At 58.2% G+C, this 19,870-nt stretch carries 18 protein-coding genes; 14 read left to right on the plus strand and 4 right to left on the minus strand.

Features of this window, described 5'->3' with window-relative positions:
• Window positions 1–410 precede the first annotated feature (410 nt).
• From EIC84_RS04245 to EIC84_RS04260, 4 genes are all read right to left on the minus strand, one after another.
• Window positions 411–788: a hypothetical protein gene (locus tag EIC84_RS04245; protein ID WP_003062554.1), complete on the minus strand. Its 378-nt coding sequence runs from the start codon at window positions 786–788 to the stop codon at window positions 411–413.
• A 290-nt stretch (window positions 789–1,078) separates the two neighbouring features.
• Window positions 1,079–2,158, minus strand: a complete 1,080-nt coding sequence (locus EIC84_RS04250) for a hypothetical protein (protein WP_003062552.1) — start codon at window positions 2,156–2,158, stop codon at window positions 1,079–1,081.
• Window position 2,159: 1 nt separating this feature from the next.
• Window positions 2,160–4,856: a MobH family relaxase gene (gene mobH / locus EIC84_RS04255; RefSeq protein ID WP_003062550.1), complete on the minus strand. Its 2,697-nt coding sequence runs from the start codon at window positions 4,854–4,856 to the stop codon at window positions 2,160–2,162.
• Window positions 4,853–5,401, minus strand: coding sequence for a hypothetical protein (locus EIC84_RS04260; protein ID WP_003062548.1), 549 nt, complete (start codon window positions 5,399–5,401; stop codon window positions 4,853–4,855). Before EIC84_RS04260 ends, mobH begins: the two co-directional genes overlap by 4 nt.
• A 689-nt stretch (window positions 5,402–6,090) precedes the next feature.
• Here EIC84_RS04260 and EIC84_RS26280 point away from each other — a divergent pair.
• The 14 genes from EIC84_RS26280 (at window position 6,091) to EIC84_RS04330 (ending at window position 19,866) form a co-directional block, all read left to right on the plus strand.
• Window positions 6,091–6,702 (plus strand): HNH endonuclease, encoded by a 612-nt coding sequence (locus tag EIC84_RS26280; RefSeq protein WP_224651141.1) that lies wholly within the window; start codon window positions 6,091–6,093, stop codon window positions 6,700–6,702.
• Between the two features lie 209 nt (window positions 6,703–6,911).
• The gene (locus tag EIC84_RS04270) at window positions 6,912–9,908 is read left to right on the plus strand and encodes a TrlF family AAA-like ATPase (RefSeq protein ID WP_003062544.1); all 2,997 of its coding nucleotides are present in this window, start codon (window positions 6,912–6,914) and stop codon (window positions 9,906–9,908) included.
• A 556-nt stretch (window positions 9,909–10,464) separates the two neighbouring features.
• Window positions 10,465–10,968 carry a hypothetical protein gene (locus tag EIC84_RS04275; protein WP_003062543.1) on the plus strand — a complete coding sequence of 168 codons (504 nt, stop codon included), beginning with the start codon at window positions 10,465–10,467 and terminating at the stop codon, window positions 10,966–10,968.
• 2 nt (window positions 10,969–10,970) lie between these two features.
• Window positions 10,971–12,335 (plus strand): hypothetical protein, encoded by a 1,365-nt coding sequence (locus EIC84_RS04280; RefSeq protein ID WP_224651044.1) that lies wholly within the window; start codon window positions 10,971–10,973, stop codon window positions 12,333–12,335.
• Window positions 12,336–12,338: 3 nt separating this feature from the next.
• Complete coding sequence (locus tag EIC84_RS04285) at window positions 12,339–12,869, plus strand: hypothetical protein (RefSeq protein ID WP_003062539.1); 531 nt, start codon at window positions 12,339–12,341, stop codon at window positions 12,867–12,869.
• A gap of 1 nt (window position 12,870) precedes the next feature.
• Window positions 12,871–13,410: a PFL_4695 family integrating conjugative element protein gene (locus EIC84_RS04290; RefSeq protein ID WP_003062537.1), complete on the plus strand. Its 540-nt coding sequence runs from the start codon at window positions 12,871–12,873 to the stop codon at window positions 13,408–13,410.
• Window positions 13,411–13,588: 178 nt separating this feature from the next.
• A complete protein-coding gene (gene traD, locus EIC84_RS04295; protein ID WP_003062535.1) occupies window positions 13,589–15,820 on the plus strand; it encodes a type IV conjugative transfer system coupling protein TraD in 2,232 nt (743 codons plus the stop codon).
• Window positions 15,817–16,593: a TIGR03747 family integrating conjugative element membrane protein gene (locus tag EIC84_RS04300; protein ID WP_050788928.1), complete on the plus strand. Its 777-nt coding sequence runs from the start codon at window positions 15,817–15,819 to the stop codon at window positions 16,591–16,593. Before traD ends, EIC84_RS04300 begins: the two co-directional genes overlap by 4 nt.
• A gap of 23 nt (window positions 16,594–16,616) precedes the next feature.
• Complete coding sequence (locus EIC84_RS04305; protein ID WP_003055199.1) at window positions 16,617–16,931, plus strand: RAQPRD family integrative conjugative element protein; 315 nt, start codon at window positions 16,617–16,619, stop codon at window positions 16,929–16,931.
• Between the two features lie 18 nt (window positions 16,932–16,949).
• Window positions 16,950–17,192, plus strand: a complete 243-nt coding sequence (locus tag EIC84_RS04310) for a DUF3262 family protein (RefSeq protein WP_003062529.1) — start codon at window positions 16,950–16,952, stop codon at window positions 17,190–17,192.
• 26 nt (window positions 17,193–17,218) lie between these two features.
• Entirely contained in the window at window positions 17,219–17,602 is a 384-nt protein-coding gene (locus EIC84_RS04315) for a DUF2976 domain-containing protein (protein ID WP_003055198.1), read from the plus strand.
• A 1-nt stretch (window position 17,603) separates the two neighbouring features.
• Complete coding sequence (locus EIC84_RS04320; RefSeq protein ID WP_003055197.1) at window positions 17,604–18,032, plus strand: TIGR03750 family conjugal transfer protein; 429 nt, start codon at window positions 17,604–17,606, stop codon at window positions 18,030–18,032.
• Window positions 18,032–18,772 carry a PFL_4703 family integrating conjugative element protein gene (locus EIC84_RS04325; RefSeq protein WP_003055196.1) on the plus strand — a complete coding sequence of 247 codons (741 nt, stop codon included), beginning with the start codon at window positions 18,032–18,034 and terminating at the stop codon, window positions 18,770–18,772. Before EIC84_RS04320 ends, EIC84_RS04325 begins: the two co-directional genes overlap by 1 nt.
• Before the next feature lie 5 nt (window positions 18,773–18,777).
• A complete protein-coding gene (locus EIC84_RS04330; RefSeq protein WP_003062523.1) occupies window positions 18,778–19,866 on the plus strand; it encodes a TIGR03749 family integrating conjugative element protein in 1,089 nt (362 codons plus the stop codon).
• The last annotated feature ends 4 nt before the right edge of the window (window positions 19,867–19,870 follow it).

Raw genomic sequence — 19,870 nt, forward strand, 5'->3', positions numbered from 1 at the left:
GGGCCAGATTTATCGATGCGGAAATACTTATAGCAATGCACCTTGCGAGGGCGGTCAACAGATAGCGCAACAGAGCAGTCGGCCAGTAGACAGGTCGGAGACAAAGGAAATCTACCTCTGCAAAGACTTTCAAGATCGGCTCACATGGGAGAGCGTGCCGTGCTCAGCAAACGGTCGTTTTATGGATCGGATTGCACGTGTTCCTGCCCATGTATCTTGGGAAGAGCAGGTGGCAATTGCCAGACAGCAGAGAGATAAAGCCCACGCCATAGCTGCTGAGCAAGTCGTTCCCGTGGCTTCCAGGTCTGTTTCTTCGACTCCAAGCGAATGCCAAATGATTGAGCAGCACATTCGAGCGCTAGATGCTGAATGCCGCGTCAATGCATGCGGTATGAAGAGGCTCGATGACATTAGAGCAGCTCGTAAAGAAGCCCGAGACCGCCAATTTCGTATCGGTTGCTAGCCAATCTGGAAAATTGGAACGTTTGCAGACGCGGTTTTATGCCTCGCTTGACAAGCCTGTCGTTAGTGCGCTCTAGAGATTCAGCTCTGGCGTAGTGGCCTGCCGCATAGTTGAACGCGACCGCATCGATGCTCGAGATTCCCCATCTTGATTCCCAAAACAAAGCCAAATGAACAGCGCGAGGAGCTTGCCCCTCGCGCCGATATTTTTTGATGGTTGCTGGCTTGAGGTCTAGGAGCCTTGCGAGCTGTGCATCGCTGTAGCGCAGATCATCAAGGATGTATTGCAGATGCGGCAGATGTGCAGGGTAAGGTGCTCTAAACATTACCTAGGTTTCGGCATGCAGAGCCTTGATAGGCAAGCAGTGTAAGAGCGTACCGCTGGAACTAGCCTAGCATTTACGATTTAACATAATATACATCGTATCTAGTAGATAAGCTCTAAAAATAGGAGCGCTAGAGCTCCAGTTTTTAAGGCTTTCAGTAGACCCATGGGACTACGTTTTTACCTCTTCCTCTTAACCAATTCCGCGAGAGTTACAAATAGCTCCCGTTGACGCACGGTTCGGACTCTAAGGACTTCGCTGCCAACTGTCAAACATTTTTGTTTGACCCGTCATCTTTTTCCGGCATCGGCGCTGCGTCCGCTGCTACAAAGTCGCAAGCACTGGACACGTTTCGAGCCCCCGCAGGAGCCGCACGGCATCCCGTCTGAGTCCACCATTGAATCGTTCACATTGTCGACGTCTCCACATCCAACTGGACACGTGTGTGGATCAAACCCATGGCTGCAAGAACCATCGTCACGCAGCATCTGCACGGTCTTCGCACGTTGAGCAGGCGTTGTGTAGCCGTGTTGAACAGCGATCTCGATGGCGCGATCGAGGTGCAGCTCGGGCACCTGCAGCAGCGCAAGGTCAATGCTGGCCCCCACGCGTAGCTCGTAGGTCTCGTACACCTGGCCACAGCCTTGGTTGGCAGCGTCCGACAAGGCTGCGCACTTCGCTGCCCAGTCGTTTTCCGAGAAGACTTGCGCCTCGCGAGCTGGTGCCACTTCGAGCGCTACGACGCTTGGAGACGTAGTAGTAGTTCTTTGTATAGAAGACCCTTGTATATAGAGTGCAGGAAACGGCAAATCCAGTTTGCAGGTTTCGGCAGACGTTTTGGGCTCAAGTTTGCAGGTTTCGGCAAGCGGTTTTGGGGCTTGCTTGATGAGTTGGCCAAGCCATTGGCCATCGACGTAATCGAGTAGCCCCTCCAGGACGGCATGCCGCTCGTCATCGGTCATGGGGCGACCTGGGCATTGCGTGGGCAAGGCCCCGCCAGATCCGCCGCAGTTCCTGCACTGGGTGCGATCGTGGCCGATGCTGTGGAGTGAGAAAATAGCGACCCGTGGCGCGGGCTGGTCGGAGTCCATCATGGTGCGATCGATGTGCTCAAGCTCGGCAATGACGGCTGGGCAGACCGGCATCAATCCATTGCCCGGTGGCCAGCGCTGCAGCCACATGACCTGATCCGGGTATTTGAGGCCGAGCTTGGCGTGGTGCCAGGTCAAGCTGCCCTCGGCAAAAGCACTGAGCACGTTCCATCGGTGCCGCAGCCGAAACCAGAAGCTACGCGATTTCCATAGCTCTAGGCGCTTGTCTGGCGCGGTGTTGTCGCCAATCTCGTAATCAGTTGAGTAGGTGGATTTCATATCAAACCATCTTCAATGCGGGATTGCTGGGGGGGATGGGCTGGACCCACCGGCCTGGGCTGGTGAGGACAACACAGGACAGATGGGCCACTACGGTGCCGCGGCTGTGGATCTCATAGCGGACGATGTTTGTGCGATTCGCGGCTGGCAGGTGCCAGCCACACTTGATGACCTCCCTCTGGGTCTTGGTGCTGAGCTCGTCGACGGTGAGATCCTCGTGGCCGTCCTCACGGTCGCCATGGCGTGCGTACTCCTTGAAGATCTTGGGCGATACCAGGGCCATGCCCTCCTCCACGAAGTGAATCGCCGCGCCGGTCTCGTTGAACTTGAGCTCGCGATTGACCAGCCCCATTTGCACCCACTGCATGAAAGCCAATGCCAAGGGGCTTGGCTCGGGTGGCGGCTTGTCGGGGTTTGCGTCGATGTCGGGCAGCGGCTGAAGCAGAAGAACCGGCCCTGGTGTCGCTGCGGCCGCCGGCGGCGCACTTGCAGTGGCGGTGCGCCCCTTGAGCACGGGCAGGTCGTCGAGCTCGTCCAGCTCAGCGGCCATGCGCTTGAACTCGGCACTCACGCTTTGAGAGCGCGGCACTTGGTCATGACGTAGCTCTTGGGCGGGATTCTTAGGTGCGCTTGGCGCTGGCGGCGGCGCAGCTGCTGCAGGTTTGACAGAAGGCGGCCTTGCGGCCGTAGTTGCGGCAGCTTGGGGCGGCTGGTGCAAGGTGGCGGGCTGAGGAGGCGCAGCTGGTGGTGGTGGCGGCACCGCTGCGGCATCCTGGAATGGTTGCTCCAAGGGCGCTGCGCCCTTCTCTGCCGGCTGTGGGTTCTTGGCCGGCTTGTTCTTTTTGCCAGGCTTGTCCGATGCTGTTGCAGATTCGGATGGATCGAGGAAGTAGCTGCCCTCGCTGTCGCCCAGCAAATACGCGGCTTCGCCGTTGTCGAGGCTGTCGTAGTCCAGCTTCAATGGGGTGGGCACGCCGGATCTCGATGCTGCCCCAGCTTCAAACTCGTCGTAGGCTGTATCAGCTTGGGTCTGCTGCACTGGCGCCGTAGGCGCCCTAACTGCCATGACTGCCGCAGTTTGGGATGGAGTTTCTGGTGCAGGTGTCTTGGCTACTGCCGCAGTGGTTGCCGCAGGCCTGGGCTTTGCCGCAGCATTCGGCGGCTTGGTGAAAGTAGGCTCCCGCATGATGGCGGCATGCTTTTTTGCTTCTGCCGCATCCTGGGGCCGTTGCTTCGCAGGCTTTGCCGCAACCTGGGATGGTTGGGCTGAGGATGCCGCAGCTGCTGGTGCATTGGCATCGATTGCTGCCGCAGATTCCGATGCACTGAGAGTTGCAGCAGCTTGTTGTTCGTCTTGCCCTGCTCCATCCTTGCGACGGTCGCGGATCTCCAGCCGCCCGCGCATGGCGGCCGGGTACTTGCTCTCGTGGTTGAACAGCTTGGCCAGAGGAAACTTGAGCATGGCAAAGTCATGCATGTAGGCCCCCTGCTCTGACCCATCTTCGGCGTAACCGTGCACTGTGACATGCCAGACGGCCTGGCCGCTGGCAGGGTTGAGCTCGATCGCGCCGTAGTCCTGCCAGGTGTCGAACAGCCGGTCGTTCTTTGCGTTGCCAGGCACGCTTTCATCGGGCTCGTTTGCTTGGATGTGCTCTCGCACGGTATCAGCGAGGCGCTTGGCCACGAACCAGATCGCCCCCTCGAACACCCACCCTGCCGCACCGTTGCGGTTCAGCGGGAGTTGTGTGCCAGCTTGGAGCATGGTCCTCATGGATTGCATCAGCAGCTCGATGAGAGGCACGGCCTTGGCCGTGGCGAAGCGGGCCTTGGAGCCTTTTTGCAAGGCGCGTTGCGTTGAAAGCTGGTCGGCCCGCTTGACGATCTTGGCGACGAGACTGTCCGTGTCCTGGCCGGTGAGGTATTGCTCCAGGGCATCCAAGGCGGTGGGCGTGTGCGCCAGGAATCGCAGCGCACTTTCTGGCGCAATGCGGGGTAGCAGCAGCTGGGCCAGCTTGGCATGGGCGCTGTAATCGCGCTGCCCCTTGGGCGCAAAGTCCACTAGGTACTCGGCAGTGCGTTGGCCAGCGATCTGCGACAGACTTCCGCCTGCAGGTGCCCAACGGATTGGATCGTTCTCGCCCACAGGACGCCACGCGATGCGTAGGTCAGTCATGGGCTTGGCGATGTCATGCAGCAAAGCGCAGAAGAACACCACATAGGTCCATTGATCGCGCTGGGCGTCAACGATCTCGATCTGGCTTCCGCCTGGCAGCAGATGAGCATTGCGCCAGGTCATGGCCGCGAGCAGCATTTCAATGGTGTGCGACAGCAGGCCGCCCGCGTGGGCGTGGTGGTGCGCTTCGGAGGCCGGCATTAGCTGCACGAACTCGGCGTATCGCCGAATCGCCGGTAGCAGGTCCCTCTCCCAAATGGCCTGCGACTGATGCGACTGGCTCCAAATCTGGGTGATAGCCCGTTCTGCGCGGACCGTGGCCAGCAGCTGCTGGGCATTGAGCACGCGCAACCATCCGGGCTCACTGCCCGCGATGTGGATCTCGTCTGGCTTGAGTGGCTGGTCTTGAGCCCCCCTCCCTACTGGCGCATCAGGCAACGGTAGCGGATCTGCAGGCGCAGGCAGCACGGGCTTGGCCTTGCTCCAGGGCACCATGGCAAGCAACTTTGAAGCAATACTCTTCACGCGCACTCCTCTTGGAGCAGGATTCGAGCGAAGTGCTGGGCACGCGCTGACTTGCCATCGGTGGGCGTCCAGATAGACAGCACCTCCCCCGGCTGGCCCAGTGCGAGGAAGTCCATGAATCTCTGCTGCAGCGGGTCCCATTTGATGCGTGAGGCGATGCCGTCGCGGCCCCAGTCACCGCATGTTTGCACGAACGGTTGAGCCACGACTCGCATGACGAAGCTGTGCCAATTCTTCTCTTGCTGAGGTTTGGGCACATGCGGCATTTTGGGATGGTCAGCAACCTGCTGCAGCAGGATTGAGCGCACGCTCAAGATTGGATCAAGCTCCTCTTCCAGATGCTGCTCCAGCCCCTCGAATCTTCCCAACCAGCGCATGAGCGGATTGGTTTTGCTGGCAAGGCCCAGCAGTTGCAAGCTGTCTGCGATAGCGAATATCGAGCAGCCACGATCGAGCGGATCTCTGCCTAGAAATGGTGGATCACTGTTGGCTCTCTGCTGGATGTGCTGACTATGTAGGTGCGGTGCGCGGGCGAGGTCGTCCATGGGGCGCAACCGTACCTAGTGCGCCCTCACCTGTCAGCGCGAAACCCTGCGGTGATGACCAGAGGCTTTTCACTTGAAACTTACCGTGAAACATGTTAGTGAAATTACAAATAGCTACATGTTTTGTGCTTGATTGATCACCGCGTTACACTTGAGCAGACCACGGAAAGTTGCGGCGGAGTACCTTAAATGGCTAATGAATTATTGAGTCGTGTAATAGCATCCGCGCCGGTTCACTGCAGGAATGGACATTCATAAAACAACCACGACTCCAGGCCACGTAAAGAATGAGTAGAAAGTCTAAGTCGCAGGCCGGTACATCATGGGTACTTGACGAGGCAGCGGCCTCTAGCCATACACCTATTGGTTGGTCAATCCAGACGATTGAAATCAAACCGCGAGGCAAAGCGCCAGCCCACCACGGCCTACACACTTACCGCTTCGGTGCCGCTGAGACCTTAAGCGTCATCCTGCCTAGAAGAGGCTGGACCTTGGTGAAAAAGACTACCAAATACGTTTACCTCATTCCGCCCCCAGAGCAACTCCTCCCACCATTTCACATCTCTATCGCTGTCCCTTCTTCTGAAGAATGTCTAGCCCTTGCATCAAGGTGCTATTTACGTGGCGAAAGCTGGGATTACCAGTTGGGTGAGTGGCCCGCGTCGTATATGCATGAAAGAAATACTGATATGCAACTTTGGTCTCAGGATCCGACCACTGGGCAGCGAAAGATAGAGGTTCTCAAGCACAAGCCCATATCGAATCTGTTCATTGGCCAAGCGGGAGTTTGGGAATGCGTGGTCACAGGGGAAGATGGAGTCTTCGCGATAGGTCATCTACCTCCATCAAGCGCACTAGTTGCACCGCTACTACCCCCAACTTGGCCACTGCCTCCGCAATCACCAGTAAAAAGGGATGACAAGCCTACCTGTCGGTTATCTCCACTGGTGCTTACAGAGGGAACCCCTAAAACGCTGGAATTGACGGCCTACGAGCGCAATGCATCTGCGCGCAAACAATGTATCGCTCACTACGGGGCTACCTGTCAGGCATGTGGCCTGAGCTATGAAAAGAAGTACGGCATCATCGGAGCAAACCTAATTCACGTGCACCACCTCAAACCTCTATCGAGTATTGGTCACTTATATCAGGTCGATCCCATACATGATCTGGTGCCATTGTGTGCGACTTGTCATCACGTGGCGCATAGCCGTGATGACCCATACAGCGTGGCAGAGATTCGCGCAGCAATCGCTGAACAACAGGTACGTACCATAGACCTAGAGTACGGCCAGCAATAGATAGAACTAGCTGGTCTAAAAGCTCACCTGATGTCGGTGTCGGTCGAAAAAATTCTCTGCTGCTCGTAGGCGAGTTTGCGGCTATTGTCGTGTGCTCGATTGCGACTGGCAAAAAGTGGTTATCGCGCAGAATTCATATAAGGTGTTACAGGTTTTTCTGCACTGCTCACTGCGAACAACGTATTTAAGTATGGTTACAAGGACGGTAAATGGTCACGAAGAATGAGCAAGTGATAAGTCGGGGATCTGAATGGCGCCGCTGGGAACCGCATATACATGCGCCGGGAACCGTCCTGAATAATCAGTTTGGCGGCGACTCTCCTTGGGAAACCTATCTCACAAATCTTGAGACTGTGACCCCAAAGATTGAGGCGTTAGCGGTGACTGATTACTACCTTACTGACACCTACGAAGAGGTGGTAAGACAAAAGATGGCAGGCCGTTTGCCAGATGTACAGCTAATTTTTCCTAATGTCGAATTGCGCCTAGATGTCGCTGCAAAGTCTGGCTTTGTCAACGTGCACCTCCTAGTTAGCCCCGAGGACCCAAACCATATTGCAGAACTGCACCGCGTTCTTCAGCGACTTCAGTTCCATGCGCATGGTGACACGTTCAATTGCACCCGGCACGATCTGATGTCACTTGGGAAGAAAGCCGACTCCAGCATCGTCGATGATCGCGCTGCGCTTTCTCACGGTGCCACGCAGTTCAAGGTAAATTTCGACCAGCTTCGCCGCGTTATGCGCGAGAGCGATTGGGCTAAGGCCAACATTCTCATCGCGGTTGCAGGTGCGACAGGTGATGGAACTTCGGGTTTGCGCCAAGCCGCGGACGCAACCATGCGACAAGAGATTGAGAAGTTCGCCCACATCATCTTCTCGAGCAGTTCAGCACAGCGCGACTTCTGGTCTGGTCGCAAGGGCGTGACTTTCGAGCAGCTTAAGGAACGTTATGGCGGCTGTAAGCCCTGCCTGCACGGAAGCGATGCCCACGACCACAAAACCGTCGGTCAACCGGTTGAAGAGCGTTATTCTTGGATCAAGGGTGGTCTAGAGTTCGACGCCCTGCGTCAGGCGTGCATCGACCCTGAGGGGCGAGCGTATGTCGGCAATGAATCGCCGTCCACGGCCATGCCTTCCCAAGTAATCTCGAGCCTATCTGTCGCAGACGCCAGTTGGGCTGCAACCTCGGAAATCCCACTTAATCCTGGACTCGTCGCAATCATCGGCGCGCGAGGCTCGGGCAAGACCGCACTTGCGGACATGATCGCCGCCGGCTGCGACGCAATCACCCCTGATGCTTGGAGCGCGAGTGCAAGCATAAGCCCTTCATTTCTCGTTCGTGCCCGGCAGTTGCTAGGCAGTGCGACCACAACACTGACATGGGGTGGAGGCGCTTCAGTCACGCGCTTCCTGGACGGTCGTGATGCAAATGGCCACCTTGCCTTTCCACGCGCTCGGTACTTATCGCAGCAATTTGTAGAGGAGTTGTGTTCCTCTGCCGGAGTCTCGGATGGACTAATCGCGGAGATCGAACGCGTGATCTTCGATGCGCATCCGCATGACGATCTGGACGGCGCAATTGACTTTGCTGAATTAAGAGATTTCCGTACCGCGCGCTTCCAGCAGGCCCGAGAACGGGAGTCTGAGGCAATCGCCGACTTATCCGAGCGCATTGCCACTGAGATCGAGAAAGAAGCCTCTACCGCAAGCCTCGTGGTCCAGGTGACGCAAAAGACCGGCCAGATCAAGAGTTACAACGAAGATCTTGCCAAACTTATCGTTAAGGGTACGGAGGCGCAGGCTATCAGACACACCCAGCTTGGACAAGTCGTGCAGACATTACGCGGCACGATCCAGGCGTACAGTAATCAGCGCCGGACATTCATTGCTCTGCAAGATGAGGTTGTTAGCACTCGTACCACGAAGGCACCCGAGCTTCTGCGTCAAGCTAAGGAGCGACACAGTCACAGCCGGCTCAGCCAGCAGCAATGGGATGAATTCCTGTTGATCTATAAAGGCGACGTTGACAAGAGTTTGGCGAGCTACGTCGAATGGTCCGATCAGCAAATAGCGTTACTCACCGGCCCGGGCATTCCGGCCGGCGACCCTAACACACCACTCTTTCCAGACACCGCAGACATTTCGAAGTTAACGCTCAATACGCTGCTCGCTGAAATGAATCGGCTGGAGGCCCTATTAAACGCAGATAATGTAATTCGTGGTCAATACTCCACCCTGTCGAAACGCATCGCGCAAGAGAATGCCGCTCTCCTTAGTCTGCAATCACGCTTAGCAGACGCCCAAGGAGCGGCCGCGCGTCGTAAGGAGCTTCAGAACGAGCGCGATGCAGCCTATGGTCGAGTGTTTCAAGCAATCGTCAATGAACAGACTTCCCTTGCTGATCTTTACGCGCCGCTGATGACGCGCCTGACCGCATCGACTGGCACACTTCGCAAGCTCGGGTTCTCTGTTCGTCGAGTCGTTGACGTCACCGCCTGGGGAGCTATTGCCGAAGAAAAGCTTCTCGACAGGCGAAAGTCTGGACCATTTCAAGGCCGCGGGGCGCTAATCGCTTTAGTGGATGCAACCCTGCGTCCAGCCTGGGAAACAGGGTCAGCCGCTGACGTGGAGGCAGCGATGGCGAATTTCATCTCGGTATACATGCGGGATCTTATGAGCCAGGCTCCCTTTGGCCAAAACCAACATGTGGAGTTTCGTGGTTGGTTGAAGCAGTTCGCGCACTGGCTTTTCGCCACCGATCACATTTCTGTGCGGTACGAAATAGTCTATGACGGGATCGATATCCGCAAGCTATCGCCTGGAACACGAGGAATCGTACTTCTTCTTCTTTACTTGGCACTTGACGACGCAGACGATCGGCCGCTCATCATCGATCAACCAGAGGAGAACTTAGATCCAAAGTCTGTGTTCGAAGAGTTGGTAGCTTTGTTTATCGCAGCCAAGGCCAAACGCCAGGTAATCATGGTCACGCACAATGCTAACCTCGTCATCAACACCGACGCTGATCAGATCATCGTCGCCGACGCTGGCCCTCATCCTACCGGTGGCCTGCCCCCACTCCAATATACGTCTGGCGGTCTCGAGAACGCGGTAATTCGTAAGGCCGTTTGCGACATTTTGGAAGGTGGTGAAGAGGCCTTTCGCGAACGAGCACGCCGGTTGAGGGTTCGGCTGGATCGCTAAGCGAGGGATTTATCGGCGCTCTATCCCGGCGTCTTAGCTTTCGCTGCGCTGCTTTGCTCAGAGATGGGGCGATTGCCTTGAATGGTCTGCACAAGCACTCTAGGTATCTGGCCTAGGAAACACAGCCAACCATAAACGCTGTATGCATTTATTTGAAGGCCCTAGCTCTTCCGGAGAGCTGGGGCCTTCCCCGTTCCTGTACAGCCTTTTGTCTTCCCATTACCCGTAAATCCTTTGCGCATGCTCCGATTTTGAGGAGCATGCGCGCCCTTTGGGTAGGTCCTGTACCCAGTAGAGCCGTTTGCCCAGTATGCGAGCGGACCCTGACGCTCGCCTTCCTTTGCGTCCTTAAGTTACCAATCATTTATTCTCTTGTGTGTCAAGCGTAAACCGTTAGGTATGTAACGCACGGTTTCCGCTGGTGACAAAGCGGCAGCTCTAAGAACATTCGGCCCGGCGACTGACGCATTGCGTCGACACCCCCGGGCCACTGATCTTCTTCGCACACCTCCTCTTGGTTGTGGTCCGGGTTCTTTTTACGGAGTTCCTACGGTCCATGACCCGCATGCCCAGATTCTTTGCCAGCATGGCTTTGCTGGCCATGGCCTCAGCCCAGGCCACCCCTCAGCTTGTTGATGGCAACAAACGCCTGCAGTTGGGCCGCTACACCACTGCCGACGCCCTGCCGCAGCCGCATCTGAATGAGCCGCTGGCCCTGGTGGCCCAGCTCACATTCCCGCGCGAACAGGTGACGACCGTTGGCGAAGCCATCGAGTACACGCTGCTTCGCACGGGCTATGCCCTGGTGGATTCTCAATCACTGACTTCCGATGCGCGGCGCTTTCTCGGTCTGCCGCTGCCCGAGGCTCAGCGCACGCTGGGCCCGTTTTCTGTTCAAGACGTTCTGAACGTGCTCGTGGGTACGGCATGGCGCTGGCACACCGATCACATCACTCGCCGCGTTTGGTTCACCCTGGCCAACGCACCCAAGCCTCGCCGCCTGGAGCCCATCGTCAGCCCTAGCACTACGCCTCAGCCGAAGGCATCCGCCAAGGAGTGAGCATGTCGGAACAAAGCACTGTCGATGCAGACGTACAAGTGACTGAGCCAAGCGTGCCACCGCCGCCGCCTCCCGATGCGGCAGATTTGCCGCGCGCGGTTTCAGTGGCACCCGAGGTCACTGGTGTCGATGATTCGGCTGTCGATCATTCTTGGTTGAGCGAGCTTGAGACTGCCGCTCCTCTCAGTGCTGCCACTGCAACTGCGGCGGCAGCTGCTGCGCCTGTAGAGGCTCAAAAACGGCCAGGATTCCTCGCCCGCGCGTTTGGTCGCGCACCGGCTGCAGCAAGGCCACGCAAGGCCGAGGTGCCTGTGAGTGTTGAGTCCAGCGATATCCCCTCTCGACGCAAGCCGACGAACCCATGGGTGCTGCGCACAGTCGGCATTGCGGGTGTCGTGGGAATATTGGCAGTGGTGTACCTTCAGTACGGGCCGAAACGTCTACCAGCACTGGATCTGCTTGGCTCATCGCTTCCCGAGGCCGGCCTGGTGACGCCGCAGCCTGCTTTCGATGCTTCCGAGTTTGATCCGCGCCTGGCTGACACCTCCCCGCTGCCCCTTGCGCCCTTGGCTGATGCGGCTGCGGCACCTATCGGCGGAGCACCAGCTGGCGATGCGGACCCAATCCCCGTGGGCATGCAGCCAGAATTCGATCCAGAGGCGGTTATGCGTCAGTCTGCAGCTGATGCAGGCGTTGCCAGCCTGGGGGACGCGGGCGCTGTGCCGCAAGCCGTTGCCAACGTGGCCCTCCAGCGAAATGAGGCCGCTGCAGCAGCACCGGCTGGTAGTGCCCCTATTACTGCCGCACCAGCGCCGACTATGGCGGTGGCCCCCACGGCAGTAGCGACTGCAACACCAGTCGGCGTCGACCCCCAGGTGCTTGATCGCATGAAGCGCATGGAAGACATGATGTTGCTGATGTCCCAGCAGCTGGCCGCGATGCAGCAGGCCAACGCGCTTGCTGGCAAGACCTCTGCGGCACCGGCTCCCGCTCCTGCGGTAGCGCCTGCAGTGGCTCCAGCAGCCGCACAGGCCGCCCCCGTCGAGCAGCCGTCGCCGCGCCCAGCGCCCAAGCGCGTAATGGTGAAGGCGAAGCCCGCGACTCCCCGCCAAGCAGCAAAGGTCGTTGCCGCGAAGCCAGCTGCAGCTCCTGCAGGTGCCCAGCTTGTGTCCGTCGATATGTGGAACGGCGAGCCGTCGGTCGTGGTCGCGTCGGGCGTGCCCGGTGATCGCCGCGTGCGTGTCTTGCGCCCAGGTGATGTGGTCAATGGTCTGTCGCTCAAGTCGGCAGATCCTGTGTCTCGCACAGCCACATTCGTGGCTCCAGGCAGCCAAGGCCTGACCCTTTCAGTGAGCAATGGAGGCTGATTCATGAAAAAAACTGCCTTTATTGCCACCGTGGTCGCATTGCAGCTGAGCACGGGCGCCCTTGCGCAGCTGCGCACTGGCCGCACTGCAGAAGCGGGCTCGCTGCCCAGCACGACTCAACAGGGCCGCTCGCAACTGGACGAGACAGCGCGTGCAGTGCAACAGATGTGGGGTCTGACTGCCGATGAGATGCAGCGCGCCAAGGTGCTGTCGCTGGGACCTCGTGCTAATTTCTCGGTCAAGGAGCTCTCGCCCCTTGAGGTGCTGGGCATTCATGCTCGCAACGATGCAGAGCGCCGTCAGTATGCCGAGCGCATGGCGCGGATCTTCCACCAAGATGTGGAGCGAAGCATCTTGTGGGACCGTGAAATGCAGGCGGCTATGGCCCGCCTGTATCCCAACGAGCCGATGGTGAACTATGACGGCCTGCCGCGCGTGCAGTCGTCTGTAGGTGCAGCCGACATGCTGAACGTGCCGCGCACGCAGATCATCGAGCGTGCATCGCCAGCTCCTGCCAACCGCGGAAAACGCTGATATGCGCTGCCGGTTCGCCATCCTCGCCCTTGGATTCGCTTGCAGCGTGCCGGCCCTGGCCGGCGTGGAGCTGGAGATGATCCACGACAGCGGTAAGTCTGTGCCGTTGGCGCCCTATGTGGCCCAGATCGTGGGCGGCACAGATGAGGCGAATGTGCTCGACGGGCTGCGTTTCCCGTTTCGCAGCCAATTGCGCGGCGGTGTGCTCAAGCAAGACGGCGTGCAGGTCTTCAATGGCCAATGGCTGACTCAGCCCATGTTCGTGATCGGCGCGGACGACGCGTCTTTGCGCTGGGTAGCCTTCAATCACAAGAAGCTGATACAGCTCAATGCAGTCGGCATTGTGGTGCAGGCAGCAACGCCAGCCGCATTCAAGCTGCTGCAGCAAGTGGCCAGCCCCTTGCAATTGGCTCCTGATACAGGGGCATTCCTTGCAGACACATTGATCGCCAAGGGTGCGCCAGTTTTTCCCGTGCTGGTGCACAGCAATGGCCGCGCCTACCAGATCCTGCCTCAGCGCACGTTTGCGGAGGCTCCATGATCGGACTTGGCCTGGTGCATTTCGGATCGGAAGGCGCTGTGAAAGCATGCGCCAATGCTCGACTGTTGCGTGCTGGGCTGAGCCAGCTTGGAACGCCTTTTGTGGCTGCGCAGTCCCAAAATGTTCCAAGCCTTCACGGCATGTTCCAACTGGAGGGCATGCAGTGACTGACGGGACCATGGAAGGCGTGCTGAGGCCGCCAGTCGAAGCATTGAGCGCTGCCACAGCTTTTGGGATTGCTGGCGTGGCAGCAGCCGCACCATGGGCGCTGATGATGCCCCACTCGCTGGGCGCAGTCTCGGGTGCAATCGCTGCCGGCTTCGGTTGCGTGCGTGCGCGCCAGGCCTTCCAGGTCTATAGCTATCAACGCGGGCTGAAGTTCACCAAGATGACGCGCTTGGCCCCTCACAAGCTTCCTGTCAATCTCAAGGAGCATCTCTACCTGGGCGAAGGCTTTGAGTGGACGCAGTTGCACACCCAGCGCTTGCTGGACGCGCGTGAGACAGATGTTCAGCGCTTCGTGAAGGCCTCGCCAACCGAGCTCAAGCTCGCAGCGACCGGCGAAAAGATGCGCAAGTGGGCGCAGGCCAAGACCGACAGCCTGCTGGCCAGGGTACTGGAGCGTGCGCTTGATGTCGGCGGTACCGCCAACCCCTTCGCCACGGGCGTGGACCTGGGCGGCAACCCTGTGCTTCATGGCGTGGGAGTGCAGAACGAAAAGCCGGTGGTGTTGCGCCAAGGCTCGCGCTCTGGCCACTTGCTGGTGATGGGCACGACTCGCGTGGGCAAGACGCGCCTCTTGGAGCTTCTGTGCTCTCAGGACATTCATGCCGGCCATGTGGTGATCGTCATCGACCCCAAGGGCGACGCGGAGCTGATGCTACGCATGCACGCTGAGGCACGACGCGCTGGCCGCCTGGATCAGTTCTATATGTTCCATCTGGGCTACCCGGAGATTTCTGCACGCTACAACGGCATTGGCAATTTCGCGCGTATCACCGAAGTCGCTGGTCGTGCGACGAATGCCCTGCCCTCCTCGGGCAACTCGGCTGCATTCAAGGAGTTCAGCTGGCGGTTCACCAACATCGTGGCTCAGGCCCAGGTGGCACTCGGCCGCATTCCGACCTACGAGACGCTGCTCAAGGACGTGACTGGCATTGACCCGCTGTTCATGGACTACGCGGGCATGACGTTTCGTAAGCTCGCGATTGACCATCCCCAGCGCTTCGGCAGCTATCAGGACCGCCTGGTGGAGCTGGAGCGCGCTATCGTGGCAAAGAAGGCCCCGGTTCCTAGAAGCCTGCAGGATCGTTCGCCCGATCAGGTGGCGATGTATCTGCTCATCAAGGAAGCACGACTGGACGACAAGGTACTGGTCGGCCTGGCGGCCGCATTCAGCTACGAGCGTTCGTTCTACGAAAAGATCATTGCCAGCCTGGGGCCATTCCTCGAAAAGCTCACCTCTGGCGCAGTTGGCAAGCTCATCAGCCCGGACTACTTCGACCCGAACGACAAGCGGCCGATCTTCGACTGGATGACGGTGTTCCGCCAGGGCGGCATCGTGTATGCCGGCCTGGATGCCTTGTCTGACTCCGTGGTTTCGTCTGCCGTGGGTAATTCCATGCTGTCCGATCTCGTTTCGACCGGCGGCAAGCTCTACAAGACAGGCCTCGACCCACACGGCGACGGGAAGCTGCAGCTGCCGACTGTGTGTTGCCATTTCGATGAGGTCAACGAGATTGCAGGCCCCGAGTTCGTTCCGATGGTCAACAAGTTGGGCGGATCGGGCTTTCGCATCACTGCATACACCCAGTCGATGTTCGACATCGAGGCGAAGGTTGGTGACAAGGCCAAGGCTGGCCAGATCCTCGACAACTTCAACCACCTTTGCATGCTGCGGGTGCGCAGCAAGGCGACCGCGAGCCTGCTGACGGACCAGGTGCCACAGGTCAATGTAACGGTGCTCACGCCAGTATCGGGCGTGTCGGACACGGCTGCTCAGGGCAATGGCGTCGATTTCACCAGCCAGAACAACGACATAGCGAACAAGTCGAAGGCGCCGCTGATCGAGCCTTCGGACGTTCTTTCATTGCCACAGGGTCAAGCGTTTGCGCTGCTGGAAGGCAATCGCTGCCACAAGATTCGTATTCCTCTGGCTGATAGCAAGGACGACCCGTTCATACCAGCTTCGCTCAAGGCGGTTGCTGAGGACATGAAGCGCCGCTATCGCACGAGTGAGACGTGGGCCGCAGAAACCGATTGGCTCAGTACACAGCCCTTGGGCGCTGGTGCAGGTGGGCTGATCGACACGGATCTCGCCTCTGCCTTTGATGACGATATGCCTGGCTACGCCATGGCAGGTGCAACTTCGTCCGCCGTGGCCGGCAACGTGATGGGGCCCCACTTATGACGGCTCCGAACTCGTCCGCCAGAAAGCCAAGCACACACGGCCCTGTGGGGGTGGCCGTGTTGGTTGGCTTTGGACTATTCAGCGTGACAGTGTCCTCGTGGCTCATTGGTCTGGTGATTGAAGTCGGCGGTGGCTATTTCTTCTGGCATGGCCAGGGCATCCGCCATGCACAGGAGATGGTGCAGCAGGATCTGCGCTATATCGCAGCCGCTCCACGCAGTCTGCTAGTGCCAGACACCGTGGACTTTTCGCTGCGCATCGTGAAGTGGGTGCGTATGCCCTACGAGCGTCTTGGCGCGCTGCGCTGGTATCAGCGCGACTTGGCCGCCCAGCAGGCTGGTACAGATGCGGCTCTGCCTAGCTTTCTGGGTCAAAGCGTGCAGCCCCAACTCAAAGGGCTGGCCAAGGCCGGTTCGTCGTTCATCCACATGCTCAGTGAATGGGTGGTCATCAGCATGTTTGTCCTGCAGGACGTTCTGCTGCGCCTCTGCACTGCTGTTTTCGCGCTCCCCGCATTTGCGCTCGCTTGCCTGATGGGGGTGATCGACGGCCTGGTGCGCAGGGATCGGCGCCGTTGGCAAGGCGGCCGCGAATCCTCGTTCGTCTACCACCACGCCAAGCGCTATGTGGGCTGGGCGCTTACAGGTGGCTTTGGCTTGTACCTGTCCTGGCCATTCGGCGGCTTCAACCCGGCCTACATGGTTCTGGTGTTCACCGTGCTTGTGGCATTCACCCTATCGACAACGGTAGGCGCGTTCAAGAAATACGCATGACATTGATTTTGAAGGAGATATTGATGAAACGCTCACGACATTCGTTCTTTGCCCTCTTGGTGATTGGAGTGCTCTCCACCACTGCGATGGCCTGGGCAGATGTTACCGACGACGAGCTGGAGCGCGAGCGCTTGGCGCGCATCGCTGGCGAGATCGAGCAGGTGCAATTGATGGTTGCTGACGCGGAGAAAGCCGCGCCGACCGGCCAGCGCGTGAAGTTCCGCTACGACTGGCTGCAGCGCGACCTGGAGCTGCTGCGCCTCGGCGTAACAAACCACGTGGATGCACCTCGCCAGCCTCGCCCAGTCGCCCCATTGCGTGGTGACTATCGGCAATAACCAAAAGAAAAACAAACCATGCGTTCAGAAATGGCGACGGCATTCGTACAAGGCGCCGGCTTCAATCCTCAAAACTTGAAGTACCTGATTTTTGTCTTGGTGTTTGCGATAGTGTTTTCTGTCGGTGCATGGCTCGGGACACTGATATTGAAGGCCTTTGGGGATGGAGAGCTAGATACATCGGAGGCCATGAGGGCATGTATTGGTGTCGCTATTACCGTTTTATTAGTGACCGGAGTGCTTGGATCAATCATCCTATAGAAATCAATTAATCGACAGGAGAAATCATGAAGAAACACTTGAAAAAAATTAACTCTGGCATCGCATCTATCGCATTGGCTCCGGTTGTGCTGCTTGCAACCTGCCCTGCTTTTAGCGCTCTGCCAACAATTCAACCTCCAGCAGGTGGAAGTATCGGCGGCGGCACCACACAAGAAGGCGATATTCTTGGGATCATAGGCGCTTATCTGAAACTCGGATTTACCATCCTGGGTTTGGTCCTTGCGGTTGCCGCATTTTTATATGTGGTAATTGCTTCGCTGCAACGCTATCGCGACTACACCAAAGGCACTATTCAGCTTGGCGATCTAAAAGAGCACGTAATTGTTAGCGTCATTATTCTCAGCCTCGTGGTGTTGATGGTCAATTACGCTACTCAGACCCTGGCCTGACATGACAGCGAAAGACACCCGTCCTCAAGGCATGTCCATTGCTTCGGCTCCGCTGACCGATCGCGTGAACTCTGAGCCACCTATTATCAATGGCATGGCAGCAAGCGAAGCCGGGTACATTGGGGCCGTGTCTTTCGCCGCCAGCCTGTTTGTCGGAGGCGTGGTTGCATATATCTCGGGACTTTGGATCACTGTTCCAGTTATATGCATTATCGTGCCTTTCACAGTGCTGTGGTATTCATCACTGTACCTGCAAGAAGTAAAGAGAAACCGCCCTGAAGGCTACTACCTTCATTGGATGCATTTTTTTCTCGTGTCGCACAACTTGGCCAAGCCAAAATTTCTGGTTCATGACGGCCGGATGCAATTGGGTTGCAGCTATCGCTTGAATTCGATCAGGGCTGAAGCCAAATCATCGGAAACCAAATAATGAGCAGTGGTGATTATCTGGACGCACTTGCGTCCGAGCGCAGCCATAGCGCAAAGCTTACCAAAATCATATTTGGCATAGTAGGGCTGGCAGTGGCTGGCATGTGGTTCGCTTCGCGCGTTCCAAAGAATATCGACTTGCACGTTGCGCCAGATATTAAGGCGGGTGACACGATACGGGTTATTGATGGGCAGTCTCCAGTGCCGTCTACAAATGCCTACGGTTTTGCGTACTACATCTGGCAGCAGATTAATCGCTGGCAAAGCGATGGCTCTCAAGACTATGGCAAGCAGATTTATGCGATGCAGTTCTATCTGACGCCTCGTTGCCAGGCGCAACTGCAAACCGATATGCAGCAGCGTCATGCCAAAGGCGAGTTGCGCCGCCGTACTCGCCAGATCAGCGAGATCCCCGGATTCCCGTACAGCGAAAACCGCGTGATCCGTGAAGGCTCGGATGCCTGGACGGTGCTGCTGGACATGCAGGTTCAGGAGACCTTCGCAGGGCAGCCGGTCAAGGACGTATTCATTCGGTACCCGCTGCGCGTGGTGCGCTTCGATGTGGACCGTGAGCGCAACCCATGGCGTCTGGGCTTGGATTGCTTCGGCAGTAGCCAGCCCGCGCGCCTCAATCCTGCGGAGCTCAAGCCTGGCGCGCCGGTTCAAGCGGACCTGAAAGCACCGCGTCTGCCCGGAACTATTGCCCCTTCGAGCCTGCCTCGTGACACCTCTGTCGATTGATCCACATGATCCAACGTCGTTCTCTTTCGATCTGCCTCCTGGTCGCCCTGCAGCTTCTGCATGGCAGCGTCGCTGCTCAGCAGGTCGAATCGCTGGCGGGCAGTACCGAGACGCCCGAGTTCAATGAGCCTATTGACCTGGGCCAAACGGGTGCAGCAGCTACAACACCAGCTGCAGGAGCCAATGCAGGACGCGCCCCAGCTGGCGGGCGCATGGTGGCAGGCGTGAGCGTGCCCGCACCGCTGGCGAATACAGCCGTGGGCTCCGCCAGGCGCGCAGCTGCCGAAGCGTCTCTACGCCGCGTTGGCCCAGCTCCTTTGACTTCTGGCCCTGCCGAGCGTGCTGTGTTTGCGCGTGAGCCAGTCCGGGTGAATCTGACGGTCGGCCAGGAGCGCCTTGTGACCCTGCCAGCCGATGCGTTGCTGCGCATGCCCAGTGACATGGATAGCGTGGCGCGTATCGAGTCGATCGCCGGCACGATCTATGTGACTGCGCTCGTGCCATTCACGGCGATCCGAATCATTGCCGAGCTGGTGGATAGCGGCCAGCAGATTCCGATGGATCTGATTGCGGTAGCCGCTCCAGACGCTAAAGACTCCAAGGGCAAGGTCGTGTCCACGCAGTCCGCTAAAGGCGAGCTGCAGGTTTCTGTGATCGAGCCCACGACCGTGCCGAACCCCATTGGTGGAGCTGCATTGTCTGGCGGCCAGTCTCAACAGCAAGAGAGTGTTGCTGCGGACATGGTGCAGCTCACTCGACATGCTGCCCGCCAGCTCTACGCACCTCGACGCTTGGCTGGTGGCATGCCAGGTGTGAGCCAGGTTGGCGTAGGAACCGAGCCCGTGCCGACACTGTTTCGTGGCTCTGCCGTGGACGCTGCGCCCGTAGGCCAGTGGAAGTCGGGAAACCTGTATGTGACTGCGGTGCGCGTCACCAACCGCTCGAGCTTTGCCCTGGAGCTGCCCTTGGAGAGCTTGCGCGGGCGCTGGCTCTCGGCCACGGCCCAACATGGCCGGATCGGTGCTGCTGGCACTGACACCGACACCACGGCGGTCTACCTGGTGTGCGATCGCACTTTCGAGTCCTGTCTGTGAGGCC

Origin of the sequence: Comamonas sp. A23 (assembly GCF_004522605.1) — a bacterium.
Classification (GTDB): Bacteria; Pseudomonadota; Gammaproteobacteria; order Burkholderiales; family Burkholderiaceae_C; genus Comamonas; species Comamonas thiooxydans.